Annotated in this window: 21 protein-coding genes and 2 pseudogenes; 9 read left to right on the top strand and 14 right to left on the bottom strand. The window is 63.4% G+C overall.

Annotated features, from left to right (window positions below):
- Positions 1 to 6: 6 nt before the first annotated feature.
- Complete coding sequence (locus NKH36_RS02820) at positions 7 to 162, bottom strand: hypothetical protein (protein WP_352959868.1); 156 nt, start codon at positions 160 to 162, stop codon at positions 7 to 9.
- On the opposite strand from NKH36_RS02820, the gene maiA reads away from it, so the two are divergent.
- Both maiA and NKH36_RS02830 read left to right on the top strand, forming a co-directional pair.
- A complete protein-coding gene (maiA, locus tag NKH36_RS02825; protein ID WP_352959870.1) occupies positions 152 to 802 on the top strand; it encodes a maleylacetoacetate isomerase in 651 nt (216 codons plus the stop codon). The two genes, NKH36_RS02820 and maiA, sit on opposite strands and share 11 nt — an antisense overlap.
- Positions 803 to 834: 32 nt before the next feature.
- Positions 835 to 1,875 carry a zinc-dependent alcohol dehydrogenase family protein gene (locus tag NKH36_RS02830; protein ID WP_352959871.1) on the top strand — a complete coding sequence of 347 codons (1,041 nt, stop codon included), beginning with the start codon at positions 835 to 837 and terminating at the stop codon, positions 1,873 to 1,875.
- 14 nt (positions 1,876 to 1,889) lie between these two features.
- Here the strand turns inward: NKH36_RS02830 and NKH36_RS02835 are convergent, their stop codons facing one another.
- Positions 1,890 to 2,753: a DMT family transporter gene (locus NKH36_RS02835; protein ID WP_352959872.1), complete on the bottom strand. Its 864-nt coding sequence runs from the start codon at positions 2,751 to 2,753 to the stop codon at positions 1,890 to 1,892.
- A 106-nt stretch (positions 2,754 to 2,859) separates the two neighbouring features.
- Between NKH36_RS02835 and NKH36_RS02840 the strand changes: the two genes are divergently transcribed.
- Complete coding sequence (locus NKH36_RS02840; protein WP_352959874.1) at positions 2,860 to 4,263, top strand: aminotransferase-like domain-containing protein; 1,404 nt, start codon at positions 2,860 to 2,862, stop codon at positions 4,261 to 4,263.
- 40 nt (positions 4,264 to 4,303) lie between these two features.
- On the opposite strand, the gene NKH36_RS02845 is transcribed toward NKH36_RS02840, so the two are convergent.
- From NKH36_RS02845 to NKH36_RS02855, 3 genes are all read right to left on the bottom strand, one after another.
- Entirely contained in the window at positions 4,304 to 4,804 is a 501-nt protein-coding gene (locus tag NKH36_RS02845) for a MaoC family dehydratase (RefSeq protein ID WP_352959875.1), read from the bottom strand.
- A gap of 243 nt (positions 4,805 to 5,047) precedes the next feature.
- Positions 5,048 to 5,476, bottom strand: coding sequence for a phasin family protein (locus tag NKH36_RS02850; RefSeq protein ID WP_352959876.1), 429 nt, complete (start codon positions 5,474 to 5,476; stop codon positions 5,048 to 5,050).
- Between the two features lie 96 nt (positions 5,477 to 5,572).
- Positions 5,573 to 6,868, bottom strand: coding sequence for a DUF445 domain-containing protein (locus tag NKH36_RS02855; protein ID WP_352959877.1), 1,296 nt, complete (start codon positions 6,866 to 6,868; stop codon positions 5,573 to 5,575).
- 198 nt (positions 6,869 to 7,066) lie between these two features.
- Between NKH36_RS02855 and rirA the strand changes: the two genes are divergently transcribed.
- A complete protein-coding gene (rirA, locus tag NKH36_RS02860; RefSeq protein ID WP_352959878.1) occupies positions 7,067 to 7,528 on the top strand; it encodes an iron-responsive transcriptional regulator RirA in 462 nt (153 codons plus the stop codon).
- A gap of 152 nt (positions 7,529 to 7,680) precedes the next feature.
- Here rirA and NKH36_RS02865 read toward each other — a convergent pair whose 3' ends face one another.
- The 5 genes and pseudogenes from NKH36_RS02865 to hemP form a co-directional block, all read right to left on the bottom strand.
- Entirely contained in the window at positions 7,681 to 8,469 is a 789-nt protein-coding gene (locus tag NKH36_RS02865; RefSeq protein WP_352959879.1) for a heme ABC transporter ATP-binding protein, read from the bottom strand.
- A gap of 11 nt (positions 8,470 to 8,480) precedes the next feature.
- Positions 8,481 to 9,581, bottom strand: coding sequence for a FecCD family ABC transporter permease (locus tag NKH36_RS02870; RefSeq protein ID WP_352960623.1), 1,101 nt, complete (start codon positions 9,579 to 9,581; stop codon positions 8,481 to 8,483).
- Between the two features lie 27 nt (positions 9,582 to 9,608).
- Positions 9,609 to 10,463, bottom strand: a pseudogene (locus tag NKH36_RS02875) (heme/hemin ABC transporter substrate-binding protein); the annotation flags it as partial.
- Positions 10,464 to 10,510: 47 nt separating this feature from the next.
- Complete coding sequence (locus tag NKH36_RS02880) at positions 10,511 to 11,572, bottom strand: hemin-degrading factor (protein WP_352959880.1); 1,062 nt, start codon at positions 11,570 to 11,572, stop codon at positions 10,511 to 10,513.
- 8 nt (positions 11,573 to 11,580) lie between these two features.
- Positions 11,581 to 11,787 carry a hemin uptake protein HemP gene (gene hemP / locus NKH36_RS02885; RefSeq protein WP_095494491.1) on the bottom strand — a complete coding sequence of 69 codons (207 nt, stop codon included), beginning with the start codon at positions 11,785 to 11,787 and terminating at the stop codon, positions 11,581 to 11,583.
- Between the two features lie 200 nt (positions 11,788 to 11,987).
- Between hemP and NKH36_RS02890 the strand changes: the two genes are divergently transcribed.
- The 4 genes and pseudogenes from NKH36_RS02890 to hmuQ all read left to right on the top strand — a co-directional run bounded on the left by NKH36_RS02890 (position 11,988) and on the right by hmuQ (position 16,132).
- Positions 11,988 to 14,201 carry a TonB-dependent hemoglobin/transferrin/lactoferrin family receptor gene (locus NKH36_RS02890; protein ID WP_502911948.1) on the top strand — a complete coding sequence of 738 codons (2,214 nt, stop codon included), beginning with the start codon at positions 11,988 to 11,990 and terminating at the stop codon, positions 14,199 to 14,201.
- Between the two features lie 5 nt (positions 14,202 to 14,206).
- Positions 14,207 to 14,650: a hypothetical protein gene (locus tag NKH36_RS02895; protein ID WP_352959882.1), complete on the top strand. Its 444-nt coding sequence runs from the start codon at positions 14,207 to 14,209 to the stop codon at positions 14,648 to 14,650.
- A 219-nt stretch (positions 14,651 to 14,869) separates the two neighbouring features.
- Positions 14,870 to 15,748, top strand: a complete 879-nt coding sequence (locus tag NKH36_RS02900) for an energy transducer TonB family protein (RefSeq protein ID WP_352959883.1) — start codon at positions 14,870 to 14,872, stop codon at positions 15,746 to 15,748.
- 68 nt (positions 15,749 to 15,816) lie between these two features.
- Positions 15,817 to 16,132 (top strand): annotated as a pseudogene (gene hmuQ / locus NKH36_RS02905) (heme-degrading protein HmuQ).
- Between the two features lie 130 nt (positions 16,133 to 16,262).
- On the opposite strand, the gene putA reads toward hmuQ, so the two are convergent.
- Positions 16,263 to 19,874 (bottom strand): bifunctional proline dehydrogenase/L-glutamate gamma-semialdehyde dehydrogenase PutA, encoded by a 3,612-nt coding sequence (putA, locus tag NKH36_RS02910; protein WP_352959884.1) that lies wholly within the window; start codon positions 19,872 to 19,874, stop codon positions 16,263 to 16,265.
- Between the two features lie 162 nt (positions 19,875 to 20,036).
- Between putA and NKH36_RS02915 the strand changes: the two genes are divergently transcribed.
- Positions 20,037 to 20,489 (top strand): Lrp/AsnC family transcriptional regulator, encoded by a 453-nt coding sequence (locus tag NKH36_RS02915; RefSeq protein WP_352952073.1) that lies wholly within the window; start codon positions 20,037 to 20,039, stop codon positions 20,487 to 20,489.
- Between the two features lie 21 nt (positions 20,490 to 20,510).
- Here NKH36_RS02915 and NKH36_RS02920 read toward each other — a convergent pair whose 3' ends face one another.
- From NKH36_RS02920 to NKH36_RS02930, 3 genes are all read right to left on the bottom strand, one after another.
- Positions 20,511 to 21,242 (bottom strand): cysteine hydrolase family protein, encoded by a 732-nt coding sequence (locus NKH36_RS02920; protein WP_352959886.1) that lies wholly within the window; start codon positions 21,240 to 21,242, stop codon positions 20,511 to 20,513.
- A gap of 144 nt (positions 21,243 to 21,386) precedes the next feature.
- Positions 21,387 to 22,589 (bottom strand): cytochrome-c peroxidase, encoded by a 1,203-nt coding sequence (locus tag NKH36_RS02925; RefSeq protein WP_352959887.1) that lies wholly within the window; start codon positions 22,587 to 22,589, stop codon positions 21,387 to 21,389.
- A gap of 13 nt (positions 22,590 to 22,602) precedes the next feature.
- Complete coding sequence (locus NKH36_RS02930; RefSeq protein WP_352959888.1) at positions 22,603 to 23,052, bottom strand: FixH family protein; 450 nt, start codon at positions 23,050 to 23,052, stop codon at positions 22,603 to 22,605.
- Positions 23,053 to 23,183 lie beyond the last annotated feature (131 nt).

Consider the following 23,183-nt stretch of genomic DNA (forward strand, 5'->3'; position numbering starts at 1 on the left):
TTCGTTTCACTTCACGGCAGGATAGAATAGCCCAGCAACCATGGCCAGATTATTGGCAAATAGTACATCCATGCCTTGCCAAAGGGTGGAGATGGCAATTTCCGGACCGCCATGCCTTGCCCGGTCGGCCAAATCGGCCGAATGTGCAGGAATGAGCGACATCGTCCTTCATAACTACTACCGCTCCTCCACCTCCTACCGGGTGCGGATCGCGCTGGAGATGAAGGGCCTGACCTACCAATACGTGCCTCATCATCTGCGCCACGGCGAGCATCTCGAGCCCGCCTATCTCTCGGTCAATCCGCAAGGGCTGGTGCCGGCACTGATCCTCGGCGACGGCACGCTGCTGACCCAATCGCTGGCGATCATCGAATATCTCGACGAGACAAGGCCCGAACCGCCGCTTTTGCCGAAGGACGCGCGTGGCCGGGCCCGAGTCAGGATGCTGGCGCAGATGATCGCCTGCGACATCCATCCGGTGAACAATCTGCGCGTGCTGACCTCGCTGCGCACCCTGTTCGGCGCCGGCGACGAGGACGTCGCCAACTGGTTCCGGCACTGGGTGAACGAAAGTTTCCAGCCGCTTGAAAGGATTATGACTTCCTCCCCCGAAACAAAGACATTCTGCCATGGCGAAACGCCGGGACTGGCCGACATCTGCCTGGTCACACAGGTCACCAGCAATGCGCGTTTCGGCGTCGACCTGACGCCCTACCCAACGATCACACGCATCCACGCCGCCTGCATGGCGCTGCCGGCCTTCCAAAAGGCGGCGCCGGAGAACCAGATCGATGCCGAATAGAGCGAGTTGGATTGGAGCATGAGGAATTGCCGATGAAAGCCGTCGTCTTCGAAAAGTTCGGCGAGGTGCCGACCATTCAGACCGTTCCCGATCCGCAGCCGGCGCTGGAAGGCGTCGTCATCAAGGTCGAGGCGACCGGGCTCTGCCGCAGCGACTGGCACGGCTGGATGGGCCATGACGACGGCATCCGCCTGCCGCATGTGCCTGGCCACGAGCTTGCCGGCGTCGTGGTGGCGGCTGGCACGCAGGTGACCCGCTGGAAGGCCGGCGAGCGCGTCACCGTGCCGTTCGCCGTCGGCTGCGGCCGTTGCTTCGAATGCAGCTCCGGCAACCATCAGGTCTGCGAACACCAGTCCCAGCCCGGCTTCACTGCCTGGGGCTCGTTTGCCGAATTTGTCGCCATCGACCATGCCGACACCAATCTGGTCCGCTTGCCGGACGAGATGGAATTCGCCACCGCCGCCAGCCTCGGCTGCCGCTTCGTCACCTCATTCCGCGCCATTGTCGACCAGGGCCGGGTGACGCCCGGCGAATGGGTGGCCGTGCATGGTTGCGGCGGCGTCGGCCTCTCGGCGATCATGATCGCCAGCGCCATGGGCGCCAACGTGATTGCCATCGACCTGACCGACGAGAAGCTGGACTTCGCCAGCAAGATCGGCGCGGTGGCGACGATCAACGCCGCAAAGACGCCGAACGTGGTCAAGGCGGTCAAGCAGATCACCAATGGCGGTGCGCATATGTCGATGGACGCGCTCGGCCATTCCAGTACCTCGTTCAACTCGATCGCAAATCTGCGCCGGCGCGGCCGCCATGTGCAGGTCGGCCTGATGCTCGGCGATCACGCCAGGCCGCAGATCCCGATGGACAAGGTGATCGCCTTCGAGCTTGAAATCCGCGGCAGCCACGGCATGCAAGCCCACCGCTACCAGGCGATGATGGAGATGATCCGCACCGGCAAGCTGAAGCCCGAACTGCTGGTCGGTAAGCGGATCAGCCTCGAAGAGGCGCCCGCGGCCTTGATGGCGATGGGCGGCTTCGAAGGCATCGGCATTGGCGTGGTGACTAAGTTCTAGCCAACCGTCGGCGCCTATGTCGCATATCTCTTCGCCCCGACCACGCAAAGCACCACGGCAGCTGTGACGGCGATCATGGCAGGACTGACCTGCTCGTGCAGCAGCATTGCCGCTAGGCCAAGGCCGAAGAAAGGCTGGAGAAGCTGCAGTTGCCCGACCGCAGCGATGCCGCCTTGCGCCAGTCCGCGATACCAGAACACAAAACCGATCAGCATGCTGAACAGCGAGACATAGGCCAGGCCGATCCAGGCGGCCTTGCCGACGTTTTCGAGCGACGGTGGGATGGTGATGAGCGTCAGGGCCAGCATGACCGGCAGCGACAACACCAGCGCCCATGAGATCACCTGCCAGCCGCCGAGTTTGCGGGACAGCGTAGCTCCTTCCGCATAGCCCAGTCCGCACAGGACGATTGCGGCCAGCATCAGCATGTCGCCAACCGGCGAGGCCGTCACACCTTGCGTCACCGCAAAACCGGCAACAAGGGCGCTGCCAAGGCACGAAAACAGCCAGAAGGCCGGTTTGGGACGATCGCCGCCGCGAAGGACGCCGAAGATCGCGGTCGCCAGCGGCAACAGGCCGACGAAAATGATGGAATGGGCCGAGGTGATGTGCTTGAGCGCCAACGCGGTCAGCAGCGGAAAGCCGACCACGACGCCAAGCGCCACGATGGCCAGCGATATCAGATCCTGCCGCTCCGGACGCTTCTGGCGAAAAACGAGCAGAAGCGCGAGGCCGAGTATGCCTGCCGTGGCGGCGCGGGCGACGGTTAGGAATGCGGGATCGAAATCCAACACCGCCACGCGCGTTGCCGGAAGCGATCCGCTGAAAATCAGCACGCCTACGAATCCGTTGATCCAGCCGCCCGCCGTCTTGTCCATCGCACGCTCCTGATGTTCTCGCCCTGTATCGGGCCGGACCTATGGCGCCGCCAGAGACAATGAGGTACAGTTCGATAAAACTGTCATGGTAGATTGAGCAGTACGGATGGACGAGCAGGCGACGGCAAGTGAGGGCAGCGGGACGCTCGTCGAAAGCGTCATGGCGACGATGAGGCACAGGATCGCCGCGCGCAGCCTGACACCGGGAACACGATTGCCTTCGATCCGGGCTTTCGCGAAGACCATGCAGGTCTCCAAATCCACCGTGGTCGAGGCCTATGAACGTCTTGCCGCAGAAGGCATCATCCGCTCGCGTCCAGGTTCGGGTTTTTATGCCGCCGGACCGCTGGCTCCCTTGTCCCTAGCCGAGATCGGCCCCAGGCTTGATCGAGCTGTCGATCCGCTCTGGGTTTCGCGCCAATCGCTGGAAGCCGGCGACGGCGTGCTCAAACCCGGCTGCGGCTGGCTGCCTGCCGCGTGGATGCCGGAGGCTGGATTGCGCCGGGCGCTGCGGACGATGGCACGCGGCGACGATGTCACGCTGACGGATTACGGCACCCCGCTCGGGCTGCCGCCGCTGCGTCATCTGCTCGCACGGCGCATGGCAGAGCACGGCATCGAGGCATCTCCCGACCAGATCATGCTGACGGAATCGGGCACCCAGGCCATCGATCTCCTCTGCCGGTTCCTGCTCGAGCCGGGCGACACGGTGCTGGTGGATGATCCCTGCTATTTCAACTTCCATGCCCTGTTGCGCGCTCACCGGGCCAAGGTGGTAGGCGTTCCCTATACGCCGTCGGGACCGGATATCGAGCTGTTCGCGCAGGCGTTGATCGAGCACCGGCCGCGCCTCTACATCACGAATTCCGCGCTCCACAATCCGACGGGTGCAATTCTGTCGCCGGTCGTCGCCCATCGATTGCTCAAGCTCGCCGACCAGTCGGATCTGACGATCATCGAAGACGATATCTTTGCCGACTTCGAACACACGCCCGCGCCCAGGCTGGCGGCGTTCGACGGTCTTGGTCGCGTCGTCCATATCGGCAGCTTCTCCAAGACGCTTTCGGCATCGGTGCGCTGTGGCTTCATCGCAGCTCCGCGCGACTGGATGGAAGGCCTGATCGACCTCAAGATCGCCACCTCCTTCGGCAGCGGCAGGCTTGCCTCCGAACTGGTGCTGACACTGCTGAAGGACGGCAGCTACCGCAAGCACGTCGATTTGCTGCGCACGCGGCTTTCACGCGCCATGGCTGAGACAAGCACCCGCCTGAAGGCGATCAGCATCACGCCGTGGATCGACCAGCCGAGCGGCATGTTCTTGTGGTGCAGCCTGCCGGAAGGCGTGGATGCAGCTGAAATAGCCCGCCGCGCCTTGTCGGCCAATGTCGTGCTGGCACCCGGCAATGCGTTCAGCCTGTCCCAAACCGCCAGCCGTTTCCTGCGCTTCAACGTCGCGCAGTCGGCAGACGAGGGAATTTTCAGGACGCTCGAAGAGGCGATGTCGCGTTGATTTTCGCTGTCACGGAATGCAGGCCTTGGCGCTTAGCCCCTCACGCCCCTGCCCGCCTGCGGCGTCGCTCATAGAGCATAACCAGCGTTTCGGCGGTCAGCGCCGGCTTCTGCTCACCTTCGATCTCGACGATGTTGGCGGCCTTCATCAGATACTGGCCGGGGCCTTTGTCCTCCATGGACAAAAGCGTGATGCGCAGCCTGATGCGCGTGCCGGCCCTGACCGGCGCCAGGAACCGCACCTTGTCGAAGCCATAGTTGAAGACGGCTTGCGTGTTTTCGGGCACGATGCCCATGTCGAGCGCCAGCGCACCGATGATCGACAGCGTTAGATAGCCATGCGCGATGGTGGTGCGGAACGGGCTTTGCCGCTTCGCCCGCTCTGGATCGACATGGATCCATTGGCGGTCGCCCGTGCATTCGGCGAACTGGTCGATGCGGCTCTGGTCGACCGTCGTCCACTCCGACACGCCAAGCTCCTGCCCTGTCATCGTCCTGAGCTGCTCGTAGGTCGGCGGCGTCCTCAGCCGTGTTTGCGTCATTCCTGCTTTCCCGATCGCTTGCCCTGCCTCCGGACCACGAACCGGCCGCCTCTGTCAATTCGCTCCGCACGTTCCGCTGCGATATCCTCGGCCGGATAGCGTCAATGCCTGTGTCCAGCGCCGGAAACAGGATTATCGGGCAAGAGGAACTTTGTGCGCCTCGCCGGCCAAGGACCAAGAATACGGCTTTCACGCGCCGGAAATGAGGGGAGAAAAGTCCACCTGCTTTGGCTTGGGGACAGCCTACTTCTTATCGTAGCCGCTGCGGATTTCCGCCATCGCCTCCTTGATGCGGTCGCGCAGGATCTCGACCGATTCGGTGCCGGATTTCCTGGTCAGTTCGGCCACCTCGCCGGCATTCTTCAATGCGGTTTCGAAGGATTTCCTGGCGAACGCGGCTTGCTTGGCCATCAGCTCTCGAGGATCGCCCGGCGCCCTGTAGCTCTGCGCCATGTCGGCGATCTCGTGCAGCGTGTCCTGCAGCATCTCGCGCTGTTTGGAGAGGAGCGACGACGCCCCGGCGGCACTCGCCCTAGCCGACTTTTCCAGGGCTTCGAGGTTCTTGCGATGATGATTGAGGATCGCCTCGACATCGACGTTCGGCAGCTTCAGGTCACGACCGAACCTGCCGAACATGTCCATGAAGGAGTCGGAATCCGGTCGCTTTGCCATGGTGGTTTTTCCCCTGTTGCTGCGAATGCGGCACCTGAAGAGAACAATAGGGCACTGGAGCTTCGCGGTCCATTCGGAGGCGCAACACATCGCGGCTCAGTCGACGAGGAACAGCAGTTCCGCGGTATGGAGCACGACGCCGGCAATGCCGCCGATGACCATGCCGTTGAAGCGGATATATTGCAGGTCCCTGCCGATGTTCATCTCGATCAGCCTGGTGAGCTGGGCAAGGTCCCAGCGCTTGACCTGATCGGCGATGAATTTCGAGACGCCGCTCTTCTGGCTCTCGACGAAGGAAGACAGCGCCACGACGAACCCCTGGTTCATGTCGGCCCTGATCTGCGGGTCGCCGGCAAGATGCCGGCCGACCTCGACGAACATGTTGGCGAGATGGGCGCGGATCATCGAATTCGGCGCCTTGGCGTCCTGCTCGATGAACACACTGAGGCTTTCCCACATGTCGCCGGCCAGCGCCTTCAGCTCCGGTCGGGCGAGGAAATCGCGCTTCAGTTTCTCGGCGCGCTTGGCATATTGCTTGGATGTCCTCAGCCGCTCGACGAAAGTCAGGACAAAACGGTCGAATTCGGCGCGCATCGGGTGATCGGGATCGGCCCTTACCTCGTCGAGCAGCGAACCGGCGGAGGCGACGATCTTCTTCAGCAGATAGGCGTCGGCGCGAAACAGGTTGAACAGCGACGGCAGTTCCTCGCGGATCTTCTCGCGCATCGTCGCCAGCGCCTGCTCGTCGCTCAGGAAGCGGCCGACGACCTTGGTGAATTCGTCGAACAGTCTTTGGTGGCGGCGATCATCGGTCAGGGCCGACAGCAACTCGGCGGCGAGCGGCGCCAGCGGCACCTTTTCGATCTGCTCCAGCATGCGGCTGGTGACGAAGCCGCGCAGGCCGGATTGCTCGACGGCCGCCAGTGTCTGCGGCACCAGCCGGCCGACGAAATGCGACAGGTCGGCGGCGCGGTTGGGGTCGGCCAGCCAGTCCGCGACGAGCGCGGAAAAGTCGACCTCGGCAAGCTTTTCGCGCACCGGCTCGGGCGCCAGGAAATTGACCTCTATGAAGCGGCCGAGATTGTCGGCGATGCGGTTCTGGTTATCCGGAATGATGGCGGTGTGCGGGATCGGCAGGCCGAGCGGCCGTCTGAACAGCGCCACCACCGCATACCAGTCGGCCAGCCCGCCGATGGTCGCCGCCTCGGCGAAAGCGGCGACGAAACCCAGCCACGGATAGTGGCCCTCGAACGACTTGGCCACCGCAAAGACGAGGACGCAGAGCGCGAGCGCTGCGGTGGCGACGAACTTGGTGCGCCGAAGTGCCGAAAGCTTGGCGTCCGCGTCGGCATCGAACCGGGCGGATGCCAAAGCCGGTGCTGATTGTGACATGGATGAACTGCTCCTGGTCGATCTCGCGGACTTAATTTAGTAATCCGCCCACCCGAATGCGCGCCATATTAGGATTATGGTTCGCACGACCGCCCACACAAACCTGATAGATATATTCATCTATTATGCGGTGCTTGTCTGGAATTATTCCAAGGTATAGGCCATATTAGGCTTGAGCTAATGCTTCGTGAGGACAAAATGCGGCTGACACGCCAGACCAACTACGCGATGCGCATCCTGATGTATTGCGCCGCGAATACCGACCGGCTGAGCCGCATCCCAGAGATCGCGGCCGCCTACTCGGTGTCCGAGCTTTTTCTCTTCAAGATCCTGCAGCCTTTGGTCGAGCATGGTCTGGTCGAGACGGTGCGCGGCAGGAACGGCGGCGTCAGGCTCGGCCGCGCGGCCGAATCGATCACCCTGTTCGACGTCGTGCGGGTGACCGAAGAGAACTTCGCCATGGCCGAATGCTTCGAGAACGATGCCGCCGAATGTCCGCTGGTCGACAGTTGCGCACTGAATTCGGCGCTACGTGAAGCACTCAACGCCTTCTTCGCCGTGCTCGAGCGCTATACGGTCGCCGACATGGTGGCGGCGCGCCCGAATGTGCGCCACCTGCTCGGCATCGACATGCTGGTGCAAAGGGCGCCGGCCGCCTGATTCGGGTCGCACCGCGGTTTGAGAGATTCAGGTCAGGCCGAGCCGAGAATGGTGGGTTCCGAGAACCGAGCGGAGCGTACATTGGGTACGTGAGTACCGAAAGCGCAGGAAACCGCCGTTCGCAGGCCGGCATCACCTGAATATCAACAGACCTAAGCCGCGGACTGCGGCAGGACGAACGGCACGTCTCCAGCCGGCAGCACGCCGACCTTCAGCCGGCAATCAAATACCTTTTCGATCAGCTCGTCGCTCAGCACATCCTGCGGCGAGCCGGTGGCGGCAAGCCTGCCGCGATGCATGACAAAAATCCGGTCGGCATACATGGCCGTCAAATTGAGGTCGTGCAGGATGGCAACCACGCCGCCGCCCCTTCTGGCGAAATCGCGGGCGATGTTCATGATGATCAATTGGTGCTTGATATCGAGGCTGGAAACCGGCTCGTCAAGAAACAGGTAGCGCGGTTTGCCGTCGAGGACCGGCGCCCAGACCTGGCAGAGCACACGGGCCAACTGCACGCGCTGCTGCTCGCCGCCCGAAAGCTCCTGGTAAAAACGGCCGGCAAAGCCGTCGAGATCGACCCGCGCCAGCGCCCGTTCGGGCAGGCGCTCGTCCTCGCCGGGCAGCGCGCCCGAGCGCCCGCCGAGCAGGCCGAGCCTGACGATCTCGCGCACCGTGAAGGGAAAAGACAACGTCGTCGCCTGCGGCAGCACGGCGCGCAGCATGGCTGCCTCGACCGGCTTCATCACCGACAGGTCGCGGCCGTTGATGGTGATCTCTCCGGAACAGACAAGATCGCCGGACAACGCCCTCAGGACGGTCGTCTTGCCCGAACCGTTGGGGCCGACGATGGCCGCAATCTCGCCGGGCCGCATGTCGAAATCGACATTGGCGACGATGCGCTTGCCGCAGATCGCCACCGAGACATCCCGTGCTTCGATCATGCAAACCCCTCTCACAGGTCGATGACCCCACGCTTGCGCAGCAGAATCCAGAGGAAGAACGGAGCGCCGGCGATCGCGGTGACGATGCCGATCGGCAGCTCGGCCGGCGCCACGATGGTGCGGGCGACGGCATCGGCCAGCAGCAGCAGGCAAGCGCCAAGCAGGGCCGAGGCCGGCAGCAAATAACGATTGTCCGGGCCGATAGCCAGGCGCAGCAGATGTGGCACGACGATGCCGACAAAGCCAATGCCGCCGCTGACAGCAACAGACGCCCCGACCGCCGCCGAAACGCCGACAATTGCAGTGTATTTCAGCCGCTGCACCGGGATACCGAGATGGCCGGCAGTGGCTTCGCCCAGCGCCAGCGCGTTGAGGCCGCGTGCCAGGAACGGCATCGCCGCCAGCGCCAGCACGATCACAGGCCCGACGGAACCGATTTTCTGCCAGGTGGCGCCGGCGAGCGAGCCGAGCTGCCAGAAGGTCAGGTCGCGCAACTGCCGGTCGTCGGCCATGAAGATCAGGATGCCGGTCAGCGCCATGGCAAGGGCCGCCAGCGCGATGCCGGCGAGCAGCATGGTGGCGACCGAGGTTTGGCCTTGCCGGGTGGCGACCTGATAGAGCACCAATGTCGTCGCCAGCCCGCCGCAGAACGCCGCCAGCGGCAGAGCAAGCGTGCCCAGCACCGAAGTTACCGGCGCCAGCACCGTGGCGCCAAGCACGATGACGGCCACCGCGCCGAGGCTCGATCCAGCCGAAACGCCGATGAGACCGGGATCCGCCAGCGGGTTGCGGAACAGCCCTTGCATGACCGCGCCGGAGACGGCAAGTGCTGCGCCGATCAGCACGCCGAGGATGACGCGCGGCAGGCGGATGTCGTAGACGATCAGGCGGTCGCGCGCGCTCAGCGCCTCATTGCCGGGTGGTGCACCCAACAGCCAATCGCCGACGACGCTGACGGCCGAGGCATCGGATGCGCCCGAGGTCAGCGACAACAGGACGGCAACGGCGAGCCCCAGGCACAAAAGCAGGATGACGACGCGCGCGCGCCCCGAACGGTCGCCGTCGGATGCCGTCGCCATAGTGCCCGCACCAGCGATCGATTGATCCACCATTGGGTGCCCGCTCAGTCCGCGGCCTGCGCCATAAAGCGAGGCGGCAAGGTCGTGGATGACGTCGGCCGTGCGCGGCCCGAAGCCGAGCAGATAGCCGCCATCCATGCGAATCACCTTGCGCGCGGCACCTGCCGGTGTCGACAAAATGGGCGGGTTCGCAAACAATTCGTCATCCGATGCGGCAGGACCGGCATTGTTCATCATCAGGATCACATCGGGCCTGGCGGTGATAACAGCCTCGTCGGACAATTGCTTGTAGCCGGAGAAACCGTCAACCGCATTGACACCGCCCGAAAGCTTGATGATGCCGTCGGCGGCAGTCTCGCTGCCGGAAGCGAGGATCTTGCCGCCCTGCATCGACAGCACGAACAGGACGCGCTTGCGGTCCTTGATCGAAGCGGTCTGTTTTTCCGCGGCCTTCAGCTTTGCATCGATCTCGGCTGCCAGCGCATCGGCCTTGGCGTCGGCGCCAATCGCCTTGCCGACGATGTGGATCTTTTCGAGAATGCCTTCATGGTCGTAGCGCTCGGGCACCTCGACGAACGGGATGCTCGTTTTCTTCAGCACGTCGACGGCTTGCTTCGGCCCGCTGCCGTGCAGCGCCAAGATGCCCGACGGATTGACCGACAGGACGCCTTCCGGCGAAAGTTGGCGCATGTAACCAACGTCAGGCAGCTTGAGCGCCGCCTCGGGATAGCGGCTGGTCGAATCGCGGGCGACCAGCCGATGCTGCTCGCCGAGCGCAAAGACGATCTCGGTGATCGAACCGCCGATGGCCGCTATCTTCGACGGGTCCGTAAAGACCTCCGTGCCTTCGGCGGCGCGGACCGGCAGCAATGCGGCAAAGGCCAGGGCAAGGCCGATCGTGGCCCGAAGCGCCATTTTGAAAACACGCGCCCGCTTAAGCAAAGGAGCCATTGTCGTTGTCCTCAGGCTGCGGTCGGACTTGGAATGCGCGGCAGGTTCTCTGCCAGAAACCGCCAGTCCTCGAGCTCGCTTTCACCTTCATGGCGCTTGCCGAAGAACTGGATGATCATCTTGCCTTCGGCGTCATAGGCTTCGAGAGACGTGACATGGCCATCCTTGGTCGGTTTGCGCACGGCCCAGACCTCATGGATGTGGTCGGTCCGCAGATGCAGATGAAAAGTCTCGTCCAGCACGTTGATCCATGGTCCCATCGGCTTGATCGACTTGATCGGGCCCGAATGGATCTGGATGCAGCCGCGATTGCCGACAAAGCACATGATCGGCATCTCGCCCTCGGCGGCATGATGGAACATGGCGCTGACGGCATCGTTGTCGAGCAGCCAGGCGTAATCCTGGCCGACCATGCGCATCGCCTGGCGGCGGTCGAGCTTCAGCGTCTTCAGCATGCCGAAGAACTGATGCACGTCGGTCAGCCGGCTCCAGCGGTCGCGCAGATCGTCGACATCAGCGGAAGCGTCGGAAGCCTCGGCCTCGTCGGCAAATCCCCCCTCCGAAACCGCAATCGTCGACTCCTGGTTCGGCGATTCAAGCTCGGCCACCAGCTTCTGATAGGCATAGAGGTTGGACGCGGGCCGCAGGTGCACCTTGTGCACCGCCTCGCCTGCCGCATCGAAGAACTGCAGGCTGCGCCTGATATCGCCGCCGTCGCGCTTTTCGAGGGCAAAGCCGTGCGCCCAGACTTTCGGGAAGATGCGCAGGTCGATGTTCTCGCCAAGCACCATGGCATTGTGGTTGCCGGTGACGATTTTGTCGTAGACGCCGATCTTCTCGTGCACAGCGCTTTCGTTGCGGGTCAACGCCATGACCTCGCCGACGGCTTCGAGGCCGGTCAGAAGATCGTTGACGCGCGGCTCGACGCGGACGACGCCGTCGCCGCAATGCGCGGCGACGAGCTCGGCCTCCGAAATGCCAAGCTCGGCGGCGAGGTCGCGCTCGCGCGTCTTCGGATTGTCTGCCCGCGCCCGCCGGATCTCGTGCGGAGCGGGTTTTACGCGCTGGTCCATCTTATTACCTATTTATTGAGGATGAGCTTGCCCTGGCGGGTGATCTTCAGCCGATAGAGCGCTCCGTGATGCTCGATGCCGATCTCGTGCTCGCCTTGGAACAGCGTGTTGCTGGACAGGGTTCTCACGGTCAACGGGACCCGGTCGAAACGAGCCGAATTGTCGTCGGAACGGCGGACGCGATAGCGAAAGTCATTGGGATTGTGCGTGTTCATCAGGTTCGATCCCTTTCCTGGGCCGGGCGTCTGGCTAGGCGTTGCGTAGATGCCGATTCATTTCTTGACTTGAATATCATGTTTATTAGTCAGTGCAATACCGGACTAAGTGAGTCAAGATTTAAGACGCCGGACACGACGAAAAATGCCAGCAAGCGCCAAGCCAGCCAGCATCGAACCTGGAATTTTGGAGTTGGGGCATGGGGTTGGCGAATTGGGGACGGCTGGGTCTGGCGAATAGCAGCCCAAGTCCGGCGCATCGATCGATGGGAAAGGGCCGGTCTACAGCAACGGGAATGGCCGCATTGCTGGCGGGTGCTGCGGCGATCGCGCTGCTCACCCCGTCGGCCAATGCTCAGTCGGCCGGGGAAGCACAGACGCCTGAAGAGGCTGCGCCGGCCCCGGCAGGCGCAACACTGCTTGACCAGATCCTGGTCATCAGCCGCACCGGCGAGACGGCGATCGATTCCCTGGCTTCGGCCAGCCATGTCGATCAGGAGCAATTGGAACGCCGTATGGCGACGACGCCTAACGAGATGCTATTGGGTGTGCCGGGCGTAGCGGTCCAGGCAGACGCAAGGCGCGTCAGTTCCAGCATCAATATCCGTGGCTTGCAGGATTTCGGCCGCGTCGCAGTGATCGTCGACGGTGCGCGGCAGAATTTCCAGCGCTCCGACCACGGCACGCAGTCCACCTTCTATATCGACCCGGAGCTCATCAAATCCGTCGACGTCATCCGCGGCCCGGTCGTCAACACCTACGGCTCGGGCGCCATCGGCGGCGTCGTCCTGTTCGAGACCAAGGACGCGGAAGACTATCTTCGCGACGGCGAGACATGGGCGGCGTCAGCGACCGGGCGCTATGAGAGCAATGGCGAAGGCTGGACGACCAGTGCTGAAGGCGCCTACCGTTTCAACGAAAACTGGGATGTCCTCGGCAACATCGTCTATCGCGACTATGACGACTACAAGGATGGCGGCGGCGGTACGGTGAACGGCACCGGTTTCGATGTCTTGAGCGGCCTTCTCAAGACGACCATCCGCCCCACTGAAAACAGCGAGGTGAAGCTGGGTTGGAACGGCACGAGCGACGGGTGGAACGAGGTCAGCGGCGGCACGCCGGTGAATGATGTCGACCTGAAAGCGAATACCTTCACGGGCCGCTACAACATCACCGACGAAGATAAGAGCTGGCTCGATCTCCACATCAACGCCTCCTACAACAAGACCAATTTGGAGATGACAAGCCTCGTTCCGCAAAACCGGTTTGATCCAGTCACCGGTCTTCCCATCGTCCTGCCGGCGGGTTCGATGTCGGCTTTCGATGTCGGCACTTCGGGCATCGACATCTGGAACACCTCGCGGTTCGAGACCGCCGCCATTGAGCACGAGCTGACCTATGGTGGCGACTGGGTTGGCGACGACGTCGAGACGGGTGGCGCCGCAGGCGGCGCCAGTTTCTATACCCCTTCGGGCAAGCGAAACGTTTCCGGCGCTTACATGCAGAACAAGCTCACATGGGACTGGCTCGAGATTATCGCCGGGCTGCGTTACGACAGCTACAAGCTCGAAAGCGATGTCGGCGAAACCTCCGGCGACCGGCTGTCGCCGCGCATCACCGTCGGCCTCTCGCCGTTCGAAACCGCCAGTCTTTCGGGACTGCAATTCTACGGCACCTATGCGGAGGGATATCGCTCCCCGTCGCTGTCGGAAACCCTCATCAGCGGCAACCATCCGGCAGGCGTCAGCTTTCCGTTTCTCCCCAATCCCGATCTGAAGCCTGAAATCGGCAAGACCGTCGAATTCGGTGTCAACTACAAGCAGGACGACATCCTCGAAGCTGGCGACGCGTTTCGTTTCAAGGCGGCCTACTTCAACAACGATATCGAAGACTACATCGATGGCGTCACCCTGTCGGCCTTCGATCCGACCAGCGGCTGCCCGTTCGGCCCCGGCATACCGATCTGCTTTCAGTACCAGAATTTTGCAAAAGCCAAGATCCGCGGCTTCGAAATGGAAGGCATCTATGACGCCGGCTGGGGTTTCGCCGGGCTTTCGGCCTCGATCATCGATGGCCACACCATCTCCTATGACGGCGAGCAGGCAGATCTTGTTACCGTCCCCTCTTCCCAGGTCACCGGGCAACTCGGCTTCCGCTTTCTGGAGGACAAGCTGACCGTCGGCGGCGAGGTGCAGTACAATGGCAAGCCGAAGGGCAACCCAGTGGCCAAGGACTACACGCTGGTCAACGCTTTCGCCAGCTACCAGGCGACCGACAATTTCAAGGTCGATTTCCGCGCCGACAATTTGTTCGACGTGAAATACACCAACCCGTTGAATGCATCGGCCACGAGTGTAATTTACGAGCCCGGCGTCACGCTCAAGCTGGCGGCGACAATGCGGTTTGGAGGCTGACGACAATGAAACGCTTGACGGCATCGCTTCGCCTGCTGACCTCGGTGCTGGCGATGCCGCTTGTGCTGGGTCCGGCGTGGGCGCAACAGTCCGCGCCGGCCCCTGCTCTCACGCTTGAACTCAATGGCGCACAACCCTCGGACAAGGGCTGCCGTCTGACCTTCGTGGTCAACAACACGCTCGGCGCCGACCTCTCGAAAGCGGCGTTCGAGATCGCGCTGTTCAACGAGGACGGCGTCGTCGACCGGCTGACCGTGCTCGACTTCAAAGACCTGCCGGCGGGCAAGACCAAGGTGACGCGTTTCGATCTTGCCGGCGCCGACTGCGCCAAGCTCAGCCGCGTGCTGATCAACAGCGCGACCGAATGCGCGGGCACCGGCATCCAGCCGGACGCTTGCATGCGGGGACTGAAGACCGAGACCAAGACCGGCATCGCCTTCGGGGTCTGAGAAGACAGTGGGACTGGAGCCCGCACTCGGACGGAACAGAGTGGCGTGGCCTTTGGCCGGCCTCTTGCCGCTGGGGCAAGTGATCTTGATTTGACAAGTCCACGCCGGTCGCGGCAGGTCTCGTCGCGAGCCATGCAGAAAATCAGTTCCCTACCCGACGCCGATGGCGAACTGGCGATTGCGCCGACCGGACCGCTTGCGCCGGCCCGACCGTCAGCCATGAGCGGCAAATGGACGGTGGCGATCGTCGCCTCCTGCCTGTTTCATGCCGCGGTGGCGGCCGCTTTTCTCATCGCACCTGCCGGCACATTCGATTCCAAGGACGCAATCGAGATGGAAGGCACCAATCAAACCGGCGCCAACGTGGTCGGCAGCGACTTGGAAGGTCAGGCCCCGGGCGCGATGAACGTTACCTTGGTGCCCGACCCGCAGCCGACCAAGCCTGAGGTCAAGCCCGAGCCGCCTGCCGACCGGCCCACCGGGGAAATGGCCGAGCAGCCCCCCGCGCCCTTGCCGCAGATTGTCAAACAACCCACCGCCGCGCCAGACACACTGATGGCCGACACCCCGCGCCTCGACGAGCAGAGCGTGGCTCCGAAGATTGAAACGCCGGCAGAGCCGGCTGCTCCGGCCGAGAGCACCGAGGTGCCTCCTGCCGATATCGGACAGCCGCCGATCCCGACGCCCAGGCCGAGCGCGACACCAGGTCTTGGCGGAGCCGGCGAAACGAACGAGGCCCTCGGCGCGGCCGATGGCGAGGAACGCGACGCGGTGACGTCCAGCACGGGCAAGAAGCAGGCAGCGGCAGGCAATGCGATAGAATCCCGCTACAGCGGTGAAATTCAGAAGAAGCTTGCCCGCGCCAACCGTCGCGTCTCGAAATCGATACAAGCGAGCGCCCGCAACAATGCCAGGGTCGTTTTCGTTGTCATGGCCGACGGCAGCATCAGCGACATACAGCTTGCCGAAAGCTCAGGTTCTGCGGAGCTTGATCAGTTCGCTTTAACACTGGTGCGCAAGCAAGCACCGTTCCCTCCCATTCCAAGCGAAACTGGCAAGTCAAGTTGGGTGTTTAAAGCGCGGATCGGTCCATTTTAACAGCCTGCGCCTCATCGTTTCAGGCAATCCACCAAGCATCATAATCCGCAATCCCGAAAGGACAGCCAATGTACATCGCCATGAACCGCTTCAAGGTCCAGAACGGCTCGGAAGCCGCCTTCGAGGACGTCTGGAAGAACCGTGATTTCGAGTCTTTCGGAGATGAAAGGCTTTAAAGAATTTCATCTGCTGCGCGGTCCGGTCAACGAGGCCGAAGGCTACACGCTGTTCGCCTCGCACACGGTTTGGGCGAGCCATGAGGATTTTGTCGCCTGGACCAAATCCGAGAACTTTCGCGCGGCGCACCGCAACGCCGGCTCCAGCAAGGTTCACTATCTCGGCCATCCGCAATTCGAGGGCTTTTCGGTCGTCGAGGGTGCGTGACATGACTTCACCGACGGCGCCTACTTCGTCAGGCGTTGCAGCGAAATACCAACGCTGGAACGCAGGCGGACAAGGGGCAGCGCAAACCTGAAGCGATCCCCTGCCCGCGATGAGCGAGCCTGGAGGAATCCTACGCCGCGGCCAGCAGGCTGGCGTTGCCGCCCGCAGCAGTGGTGTCGACGCAGACGGCGCGCTCATGCGCGTAGGCCGCCGGGTTGAGCACTTCGCTGACCAGCGGCATGATCGGGCCGGCGCGGTCGGCGATCACCTTGCGCACGATGCGCGCAGCCTCGGGCGTGCCGGAAAAGGCGACGACGTCGACACGCAGCGCGCGCGCCTCGACCGGGTCGGGCCGGCCGTCGATGGCCGCCAGCGGCAGCCCCTTACCGGTCAGCGGCGACAGCGCCGCCGGCGCACCGGGCGCGACCGCCAGCACCGCATTGCCGGCCGCGAGCGCCTGGATCGCCTGGGCAAGCAGCGTGTCGGCATCCGGTCCGAGGCAGAGCACACGGCCGCGCGGCGACAGCGACAGCGTGTTGGCCTCGCCGGTCGGGCCGGGCAGGTCGACCTGGCCGAAATCGATGCCGGCGGCGGCACCGATGGCCGCAGCACCCTTGCCACGCAAATGCTTCCTCAGCACCGCAATGCGGTCCGCCCGCGTCGACCAGCCCCCGAGCGCCGGGTCTGGCAGATTGTCGGCGAGTTCGGTCGCCGTCACCTTGTGGCCGTCAAGAACAGGCGTGCCGGCCTCCGGCCCCTTGCGAAACCGCCTGAGATAGTGCGGCCCGCCGGCCTTCGGTCCGGTGCCGGAAAGTCCTTCGCCGCCGAACGGCTGCGAGCCGACCACGGCGCCGATCTGGTTGCGGTTGACATAGATGTTGCCGGCATGGATGCCGTCGACGAAATGCTGGGCGCGGCCTTCGATGCGGGTGTGCAGGCCGAAGGTCAGGCCATAAGCCTTGCGGTTGATCGCGGCGATGACCCCGTCGATGTCGTCGGCGTCGAAGGTTGCGACATGCAGCACCGGCCCGAACACCTCGCGCTCCATGTCCTCGATGCCCTTGACCCGAAAGACATGCGGCGCGACGAAGCGGCCATCCTTCGGCGCTTCGAGTTTGGCGATCAGCCGGCCCTGCCGGCCCATGTCGGTGCAATAGTCGCGGATCGATTTTTGTGCCTCCTCGTCGATGACCGGGCCGACATCGGTCGATATCTGCCAGGGATCGCCGAGGTTGAGCGCTTCCATCGCGCCCTTCAGCATGTCCAGCATCTTCTTCTCGACATCCTTCTGCACATAGAGCACGCGCAGCGCCGAGCAGCGCTGGCCGGCGCTCTGGAAGGCCGAGGCAAGAATGTCGCGCACCGCCTGCTCGGGAAGCGCGGTGGAATCGACGATCATCGCGTTCAACCCGCCAGTCTCGGCGATCAGCATGGCGTCGGGCGCGGCGGTCTCGGCCAGTTGCTTTTCGATCAGCTTGGCGACTTCGGTCGAGCCGGTGAAGCAGACGCCGGCAATGCGTGGATCGGCGGTCAGCGGGCCACCGACCGAGGGGCCATCGCCCGGCAAAAGCTGGATGACGTCTTCCGGCACACCGGCTTCGCGCAGCAATTCTACGGCGCGGAAGGCGATCAGCGGCGTCTGCTCGGCCGGCTTGGCGATGACCGAATTGCCGGTGACGAGTGCTGCCGCGATCTGGCCGGTGAAGATGGCGAGCGGAAAATTCCATGGCGAGATGCAGGCGATCGCGCCGCGCGCTTGCGTTCCCGGTTCGGCATTGACCGCCTCGGCGGCGTAATAACGCAGGAAATCGACCGCTTCGCGCACTTCGGCGACGCCGTCGGCCAGCGATTTGCCGGCCTCGCGGGCGGCGAGGGCGAAGAATTCGACGGCATTGGCCTCATAGAGGTCGGCGGCGCGGTTTAGGATGGCGGCGCGCTCGGCAACGGCACGTTTTGCCCATGCCGGCTGGGCCTCCACCGCGATGCGCACGGCGGTCGCGACCTGCTTGGCGGTGGCCTCGATGACCGTTCCGACCATTTCGTCGGGTTTTGCCGGATTGACCACCGGACGCTGCTTGCCGTAGCCGGCGGCACGGGTGATCGGCTTGGCGTGCCAGCGGTCCGGACCGGAAAACTCGGCCCTCACCTTGTCGATCGCGGCCAGCGTCACCGGATCGGTGATGTCGAACCCCTTCGAGTTGCGGCGGGCAGCACCGAAGATCGCCGACGGGCGGGGGATCGCCGGATTGGCGGCCGGACCCTGTTTCTCGACGGTTTCAAGCGGATCGCGAGCAATATCCTCCGGCTCGACCTCCTCGTCGGTGAGTTGGTGGACGAAGGAGGAGTTGGCGCCGTTTTCGAGCAGCCGGCGGACCAGATAGGCAAGCAGGTCGGAATGCGCGCCGACCGGCGCATAGATGCGGCAGCGCGTACCCTCGGCCCGCCGCACCGTCTCGTGCAGCGCCTCGCCCATGCCGTGCAGGCGCTGGAATTCGAAGGAGTCACGATTCCCAGCCATCGACAGGATGGCAGCGACGGTGTGGGCGTTGTGGGTGGCGAATTGCGGATAGATGCGGTCGGTCATCGACAGCAGCTTTTTCGCGCAGGCGAGGTAGGACACATCGGTGTTGGCCTTGCGGGTGAAGACCGGATAACCGTCGAGCCCGAGCGTCTGCGCCCGCTTGATCTCGGTGTCCCAATAGGCGCCCTTGACCAGCCGCACCATGATGGTGCGGTCGTATTTCTGCGCCAGCGCATACAGCCAATCGATGACGAAGGCGGCGCGCGGACCATAGGCCTGGACGACGACGCCAAAACCGTCCCAGCCGGCGAGTTCCGGCTCGGCCAGCACCCGCTCGATGATTTCGAGCGACAGGTCGAGGCGGTCGGCCTCCTCGGCGTCGACGTTGAGGCCCATGCGCGAATGGCGCGCCGCCAGCGCCAGCGACAAAAGCCGCTCGGCCATCACAGGCAGCATCTTTTCCTTCTGCGTCACTTCATAGCGCGGGTGCAGCGCCGAGAGCTTGACCGAGATGCCGTGGTTCTGGCGGATGTCGGGACCATTGGCGCCGGCATCGAGCGACGAGATGGCGTCGGCATAGGCCTTGAGATAGCGCAAGGCGTCGGCCTCGGTGCGAGCCGCTTCGCCCAGCATGTCGAAGGAATAGAGATAGCCCTTCTGGGTCATTGGCCGGCCGCGCTTGACGGCCTCGGCGATGGTGCGGCCGAGCACGAACTGCTCACCCATTTCGCGCATGGCAGCGGCGACCGCCTTGCGGATGACCGGCTCGCCCAGCCGGCGCACCATGGCGCGCAGCGTGCCTTCGATGCCGCCCTCGCCTTCGTCGAGCACCCGGCCGGTCAGCATCAGCGCCCAGGTCGACGCATTGATGAAGATCGAGCTTGAGCCGCCCGAATGCGCCGACCAGTCATGCGGGGCGATCTTGTCGGCGATGAGATCGTCCATCGTTTCGGTGTCGGGCACCCGCAGCAGCGCTTCGGCCAGGCACATCAACGCGACGCCCTCCTTGGTGGAGAGGCCATAGGCGGACAGAAAGACCTCCATCAGCCGCGGATCGGACGAGCCGCGCACCGCCCGCACCAGATCGGCGGCGCGGGCCGAGATCGCCTTCCGCTCTTTCGTCGAAAGCCCTGTCGCCTCGGCCAGCCGCTTCACGGCCTCGTCTTCGTCAGGCAAATAATTGGCACGGATCTGCTGGCGGATGGCATCGAGCGCTGGCATGACGGTCCTGTAGAGCGAGCATCAGGGAGCGGGCCGGCGGTCACCGGACCGAATGGCGCAAGCTAGCACAAAGCTTGGTTTCGATCGGTCCAAAGAAATCGACAGGAGAGGTCGATTGAACTATCGTGGGGCCTGCTTCTCTCCAACTTGACCACGAATTCGATGACAGAAGACCAATTGGACCGCATCGACAGGAACATCCTGTCGGCGCTGGGCAGCAATGGCAGGCTCTCCATGTCGGAACTCGCGGCCAAGGTCGGCCTGTCCAAGACGCCGGTGCAGGCGCGGGTCAAGCGGCTGGAAAAGGACGGCATCATCCGTGGCTATCAGGCGATCATCGACCGTGAGCGCATGGGCGAAGGCCATGTCGCCTTCGTCCAGGTGAAATTGTCCGACACCCGCTCGGCCGCGCTCGACGCCTTCAACCGCGCCGTGCAGGCGGTGCCGGAAATCGAGCAATGCCACATGATGGCGTCGAGCTTCGATTATCTCCTGAAAGTCCGCACCACCGACATCGCCGCCTATCGCCGCGTGCTCGGCGAGCGCATCTCCGCCCTGCCCCACGTCGCCCAGACCTCGACCTTCGTGGCGATGGAGACGGTGAAGGATCGCTAGGCGTTCACTGAGCTCGTCAGCTCATCCGGCTCGTTCAAGACGCTCCTGAATTTGCCCCTCGATTGCCCTCAGGAAATGGTCGGACGTCGATGTCCATCCAAAGAGTATCTGCACGAGCGTAATCGAGGCGTCATGGTTGCTCCTTGGGGAGTCCAACGCGATGGGCTCGCTCGTGCAATCCGTCAGCAGGATGCAGTGATAGTCCCTGAAGAAGGCATCCCGAATTGTCGACTCCACACACACGCTGGTCGTGCATCCTGTCACGATGAGCTGTTTGATGCCTGCGGTCTTCAGAACAGCATCGAGTTCAGTCTCGTAGAAGCCACTGAACCGGGTTTTGTAGAGGACTACATCCGCCGCCTCCGGCTTTAGGTCGTTGACGATATCTGTTCCCCAGGTGTCGCGGATCAGAATCCGGCTCTCGGTGCCATCCGGCGCCGTCACGTTCTCACCGACCCCAAAGATCTGGAGATGTCGGAGACGATTGGGGGCATCCGATGTCCCGAGATCCGAAAGATCGGAATGATACCCCATCTTCAGATAGATGATGGGCAGTCCCAATTTGCGAGCGGCCGCTATGACGCTTGCAGTAGGGCCGACAGCCCGTTGAATCCCGGAGATATCGATGCCGGCTCTGTCGAACATCCCGCCTTTCGAGCCGAAGTCATTCTGCATGTCCACGACGAGAACTGCAGTCTTGGCGGGGTTTATTGAAACAGGTTGAGGCTTTGCGTCGACGACAAGTGGCTGCATTTTTATCCTCCCACAGCCTGAGGTATCGCACTTAGCGCCTTGGTTATCATGATCAGCGACCCTGCATCGTGTCAACAAAGGGGGCTACATCGTTGCTTGGCGGCCGAAGACAGCGGTCCGCTCTTGTCGCAGACCAACCCGGCCTCACTCCGCCAGCGTCTTCAAAAACGCCACCAGCGCCGCGCGCTCGCGGTCCGAAAGCTGCAGCGGGTGGACCTCGGATACACCCTCGACACTGGCTGGCGCCTTGGAATAATGCGCCACCACCTCGTCGAGCGAGGAAAACTGCCCTGCATGCATGTAGGGCGCACGGGTGGCGGCACCGCGCAGCGACGGGGTCTTGTAGGCTCGGACGAGTTCCGGTCCGGCCTTGACCATGAAGCGCAGTTCGCCGCAGGCGCTGGCTTCGCCATCGCGAAACGCGCCGAAACAGTTGAACGGATCGGCCTCGACCTGCGCCACCGCATCTATGCGGCCGCGATCCGGAGGCAGATTTGCCATCGGCGGCACGCCGGTGTTGTGAAAACCGCCGTCGGTGAAACGCGGCCCGGTGTGGCACGCCACGCAATTGGCCTTGCCGATGAACAGCTTCAGCCCGAGGATCTCCTCAGGCGACAACGCACCATCGCCTTGCGGCAGCTGTATACCGGTAGCCAGGGCGGCGGCGAACCGGTCGAAGCGCGTCTGCGGCGGCGCGATCGACCGCTCGAAGGCGGCGATCGCCTTGCCGATATTGGCGAAGACGCGGTTGACGCCCTCGGCCTGCGCTTCGGTCATCGTGCCCCACGCCGCCTTCTCGGCATCGCTGCCGAGCGGACTGGCATTGGCCGGCACAGTCGAAAGGTCGGGCAGCGACCCGAAGATGCGCTCATAGCGCTCGCCGAATCGCGCCTTGATATAATGCGCGTAGGCGGCGCGATTGCCGGCCTGCTCCAGCGGATTCTCCAGCGGCGCCAGCGCCTGCGCCCAAAGGCTGTCGCGCCTGCCGTCCCAGAATAACCAAGGATCATGCGCGACGCCGGCCAGCGGCATGGTGCGCCGGTTGGTGCGGCCGACGCCGACCGCTTGCGGCAGGTCGTCCTGGAACTGCCGGTCGATCTTGTGACAGGTCGAGCACGAAACCTTGCCGTCGCCGCTCATCCCGACGTCGAAAAACAGCGTCGCGCCGAGGGCGGCGGCGGCCGGCACGTCGGCGAAGCGATTGGTGGTGTCGGCTTTCAGCGGCGGCAGCGCCGACAGCGCCAGCGAGGCGATGGTCTTCTTTTCGGCATCTGAAAACTCCGGCTTGCCGCAGCCGGCAAGCACGGCCATCGCCAGCAGCGCGAAAAGACGCGAAAAGCGGTTCATCTTGCTCCAGCGCTCAGAGCAACACATTGAAGACTACCGTATCGGATCCGGCCGCCGCGGAAATGGCGAAATGCAATTGCCACAATCCGCTCATCGTGAATTTCACCCCGTCGATGCGATAGCAGCCGTCGCCCAGATAGTCAGTCGCCTGCGGGCTGGTCGGCAGACCGTGTCTGTGCTGCAGCATGCCGCCCGAAATCGCGATCGCTGCCCCTTCCACCGGGGTTCCCGCACCTGTCTTGATGGTCAGCAGCCAGGATTGAAGCTCGCCTTGCCGGATAACGCCCCGCTCCGGCTTGAAACTGGCCACAAACAGCCCATTCGTCGTCTTCTTCGAGCGGGCAATCTCGAAGCCGGCACGTTGCGGCGCTTGCGGCGCGGTCAGATAGACGGCAGCGAGAATGCCGGCCAGCAAGGCAGCCAGACCAAGACCTGCCAGAACATAACGCCATAACGATGCCAAACCGTTTCCTCTTCCGGAGATAACGTCTCGCTGGGCAGATTGCGTCCCGCTTTTCGCGTGAGAAAACGCCGCCGGCGCAAAAATCCGCCATGGCCAAGCATGGCGCTGCCGCTCGCAAAAAGCTACAGCAC

It is taken from the genome of Mesorhizobium sp. M1312 (assembly GCF_040318115.1).
In the GTDB taxonomy this organism is placed as follows: Bacteria; Pseudomonadota; Alphaproteobacteria; order Rhizobiales; family Rhizobiaceae; genus Mesorhizobium.

What these genes read in the sequence shown, in the direction of transcription:
- NKH36_RS02880 (WP_352959880.1), bottom strand. Translation starts at nt 11,572, where the DNA reads ATGGACCAGCGCGTAAAACCCGCTCCGCACGAGATCCGGCGGGCGCGG.
- NKH36_RS02850 (WP_352959876.1), bottom strand. Translation starts at nt 5,476, where the DNA reads ATGGCAAAGCGACCGGATTCCGACTCCTTCATGGACATGTTCGGCAGG.
- NKH36_RS02870 (WP_352960623.1), bottom strand. Translation starts at nt 9,581, where the DNA reads ATGGTGGATCAATCGATCGCTGGTGCGGGCACTATGGCGACGGCATCC.
- putA (WP_352959884.1), bottom strand. Translation starts at nt 19,874, where the DNA reads ATGCCAGCGCTCGATGCCATCCGCCAGCAGATCCGTGCCAATTATTTG.
- NKH36_RS02900 (WP_352959883.1), top strand. Translation starts at nt 14,870, where the DNA reads ATGAGCGGCAAATGGACGGTGGCGATCGTCGCCTCCTGCCTGTTTCAT.
- NKH36_RS02895 (WP_352959882.1), top strand. Translation starts at nt 14,207, where the DNA reads ATGAAACGCTTGACGGCATCGCTTCGCCTGCTGACCTCGGTGCTGGCG.
- NKH36_RS02835 (WP_352959872.1), bottom strand. Translation starts at nt 2,753, where the DNA reads ATGGACAAGACGGCGGGCGGCTGGATCAACGGATTCGTAGGCGTGCTG.
- rirA (WP_352959878.1), top strand. Translation starts at nt 7,067, where the DNA reads ATGCGGCTGACACGCCAGACCAACTACGCGATGCGCATCCTGATGTAT.
- maiA (WP_352959870.1), top strand. Translation starts at nt 152, where the DNA reads ATGAGCGACATCGTCCTTCATAACTACTACCGCTCCTCCACCTCCTAC.
- NKH36_RS02925 (WP_352959887.1), bottom strand. Translation starts at nt 22,589, where the DNA reads ATGAACCGCTTTTCGCGTCTTTTCGCGCTGCTGGCGATGGCCGTGCTT.
- NKH36_RS02920 (WP_352959886.1), bottom strand. Translation starts at nt 21,242, where the DNA reads ATGCAGCCACTTGTCGTCGACGCAAAGCCTCAACCTGTTTCAATAAAC.
- hemP (WP_095494491.1), bottom strand. Translation starts at nt 11,787, where the DNA reads ATGAACACGCACAATCCCAATGACTTTCGCTATCGCGTCCGCCGTTCC.
- NKH36_RS02865 (WP_352959879.1), bottom strand. Translation starts at nt 8,469, where the DNA reads ATGATCGAAGCACGGGATGTCTCGGTGGCGATCTGCGGCAAGCGCATC.
- NKH36_RS02890 (WP_502911948.1), top strand. Translation starts at nt 11,988, where the DNA reads ATGGGGTTGGCGAATTGGGGACGGCTGGGTCTGGCGAATAGCAGCCCA.
- NKH36_RS02820 (WP_352959868.1), bottom strand. Translation starts at nt 162, where the DNA reads ATGTCGCTCATTCCTGCACATTCGGCCGATTTGGCCGACCGGGCAAGG.
- NKH36_RS02830 (WP_352959871.1), top strand. Translation starts at nt 835, where the DNA reads ATGAAAGCCGTCGTCTTCGAAAAGTTCGGCGAGGTGCCGACCATTCAG.
- NKH36_RS02840 (WP_352959874.1), top strand. Translation starts at nt 2,860, where the DNA reads ATGGACGAGCAGGCGACGGCAAGTGAGGGCAGCGGGACGCTCGTCGAA.
- NKH36_RS02845 (WP_352959875.1), bottom strand. Translation starts at nt 4,804, where the DNA reads ATGACGCAAACACGGCTGAGGACGCCGCCGACCTACGAGCAGCTCAGG.
- NKH36_RS02855 (WP_352959877.1), bottom strand. Translation starts at nt 6,868, where the DNA reads ATGTCACAATCAGCACCGGCTTTGGCATCCGCCCGGTTCGATGCCGAC.
- NKH36_RS02915 (WP_352952073.1), top strand. Translation starts at nt 20,037, where the DNA reads ATGACAGAAGACCAATTGGACCGCATCGACAGGAACATCCTGTCGGCG.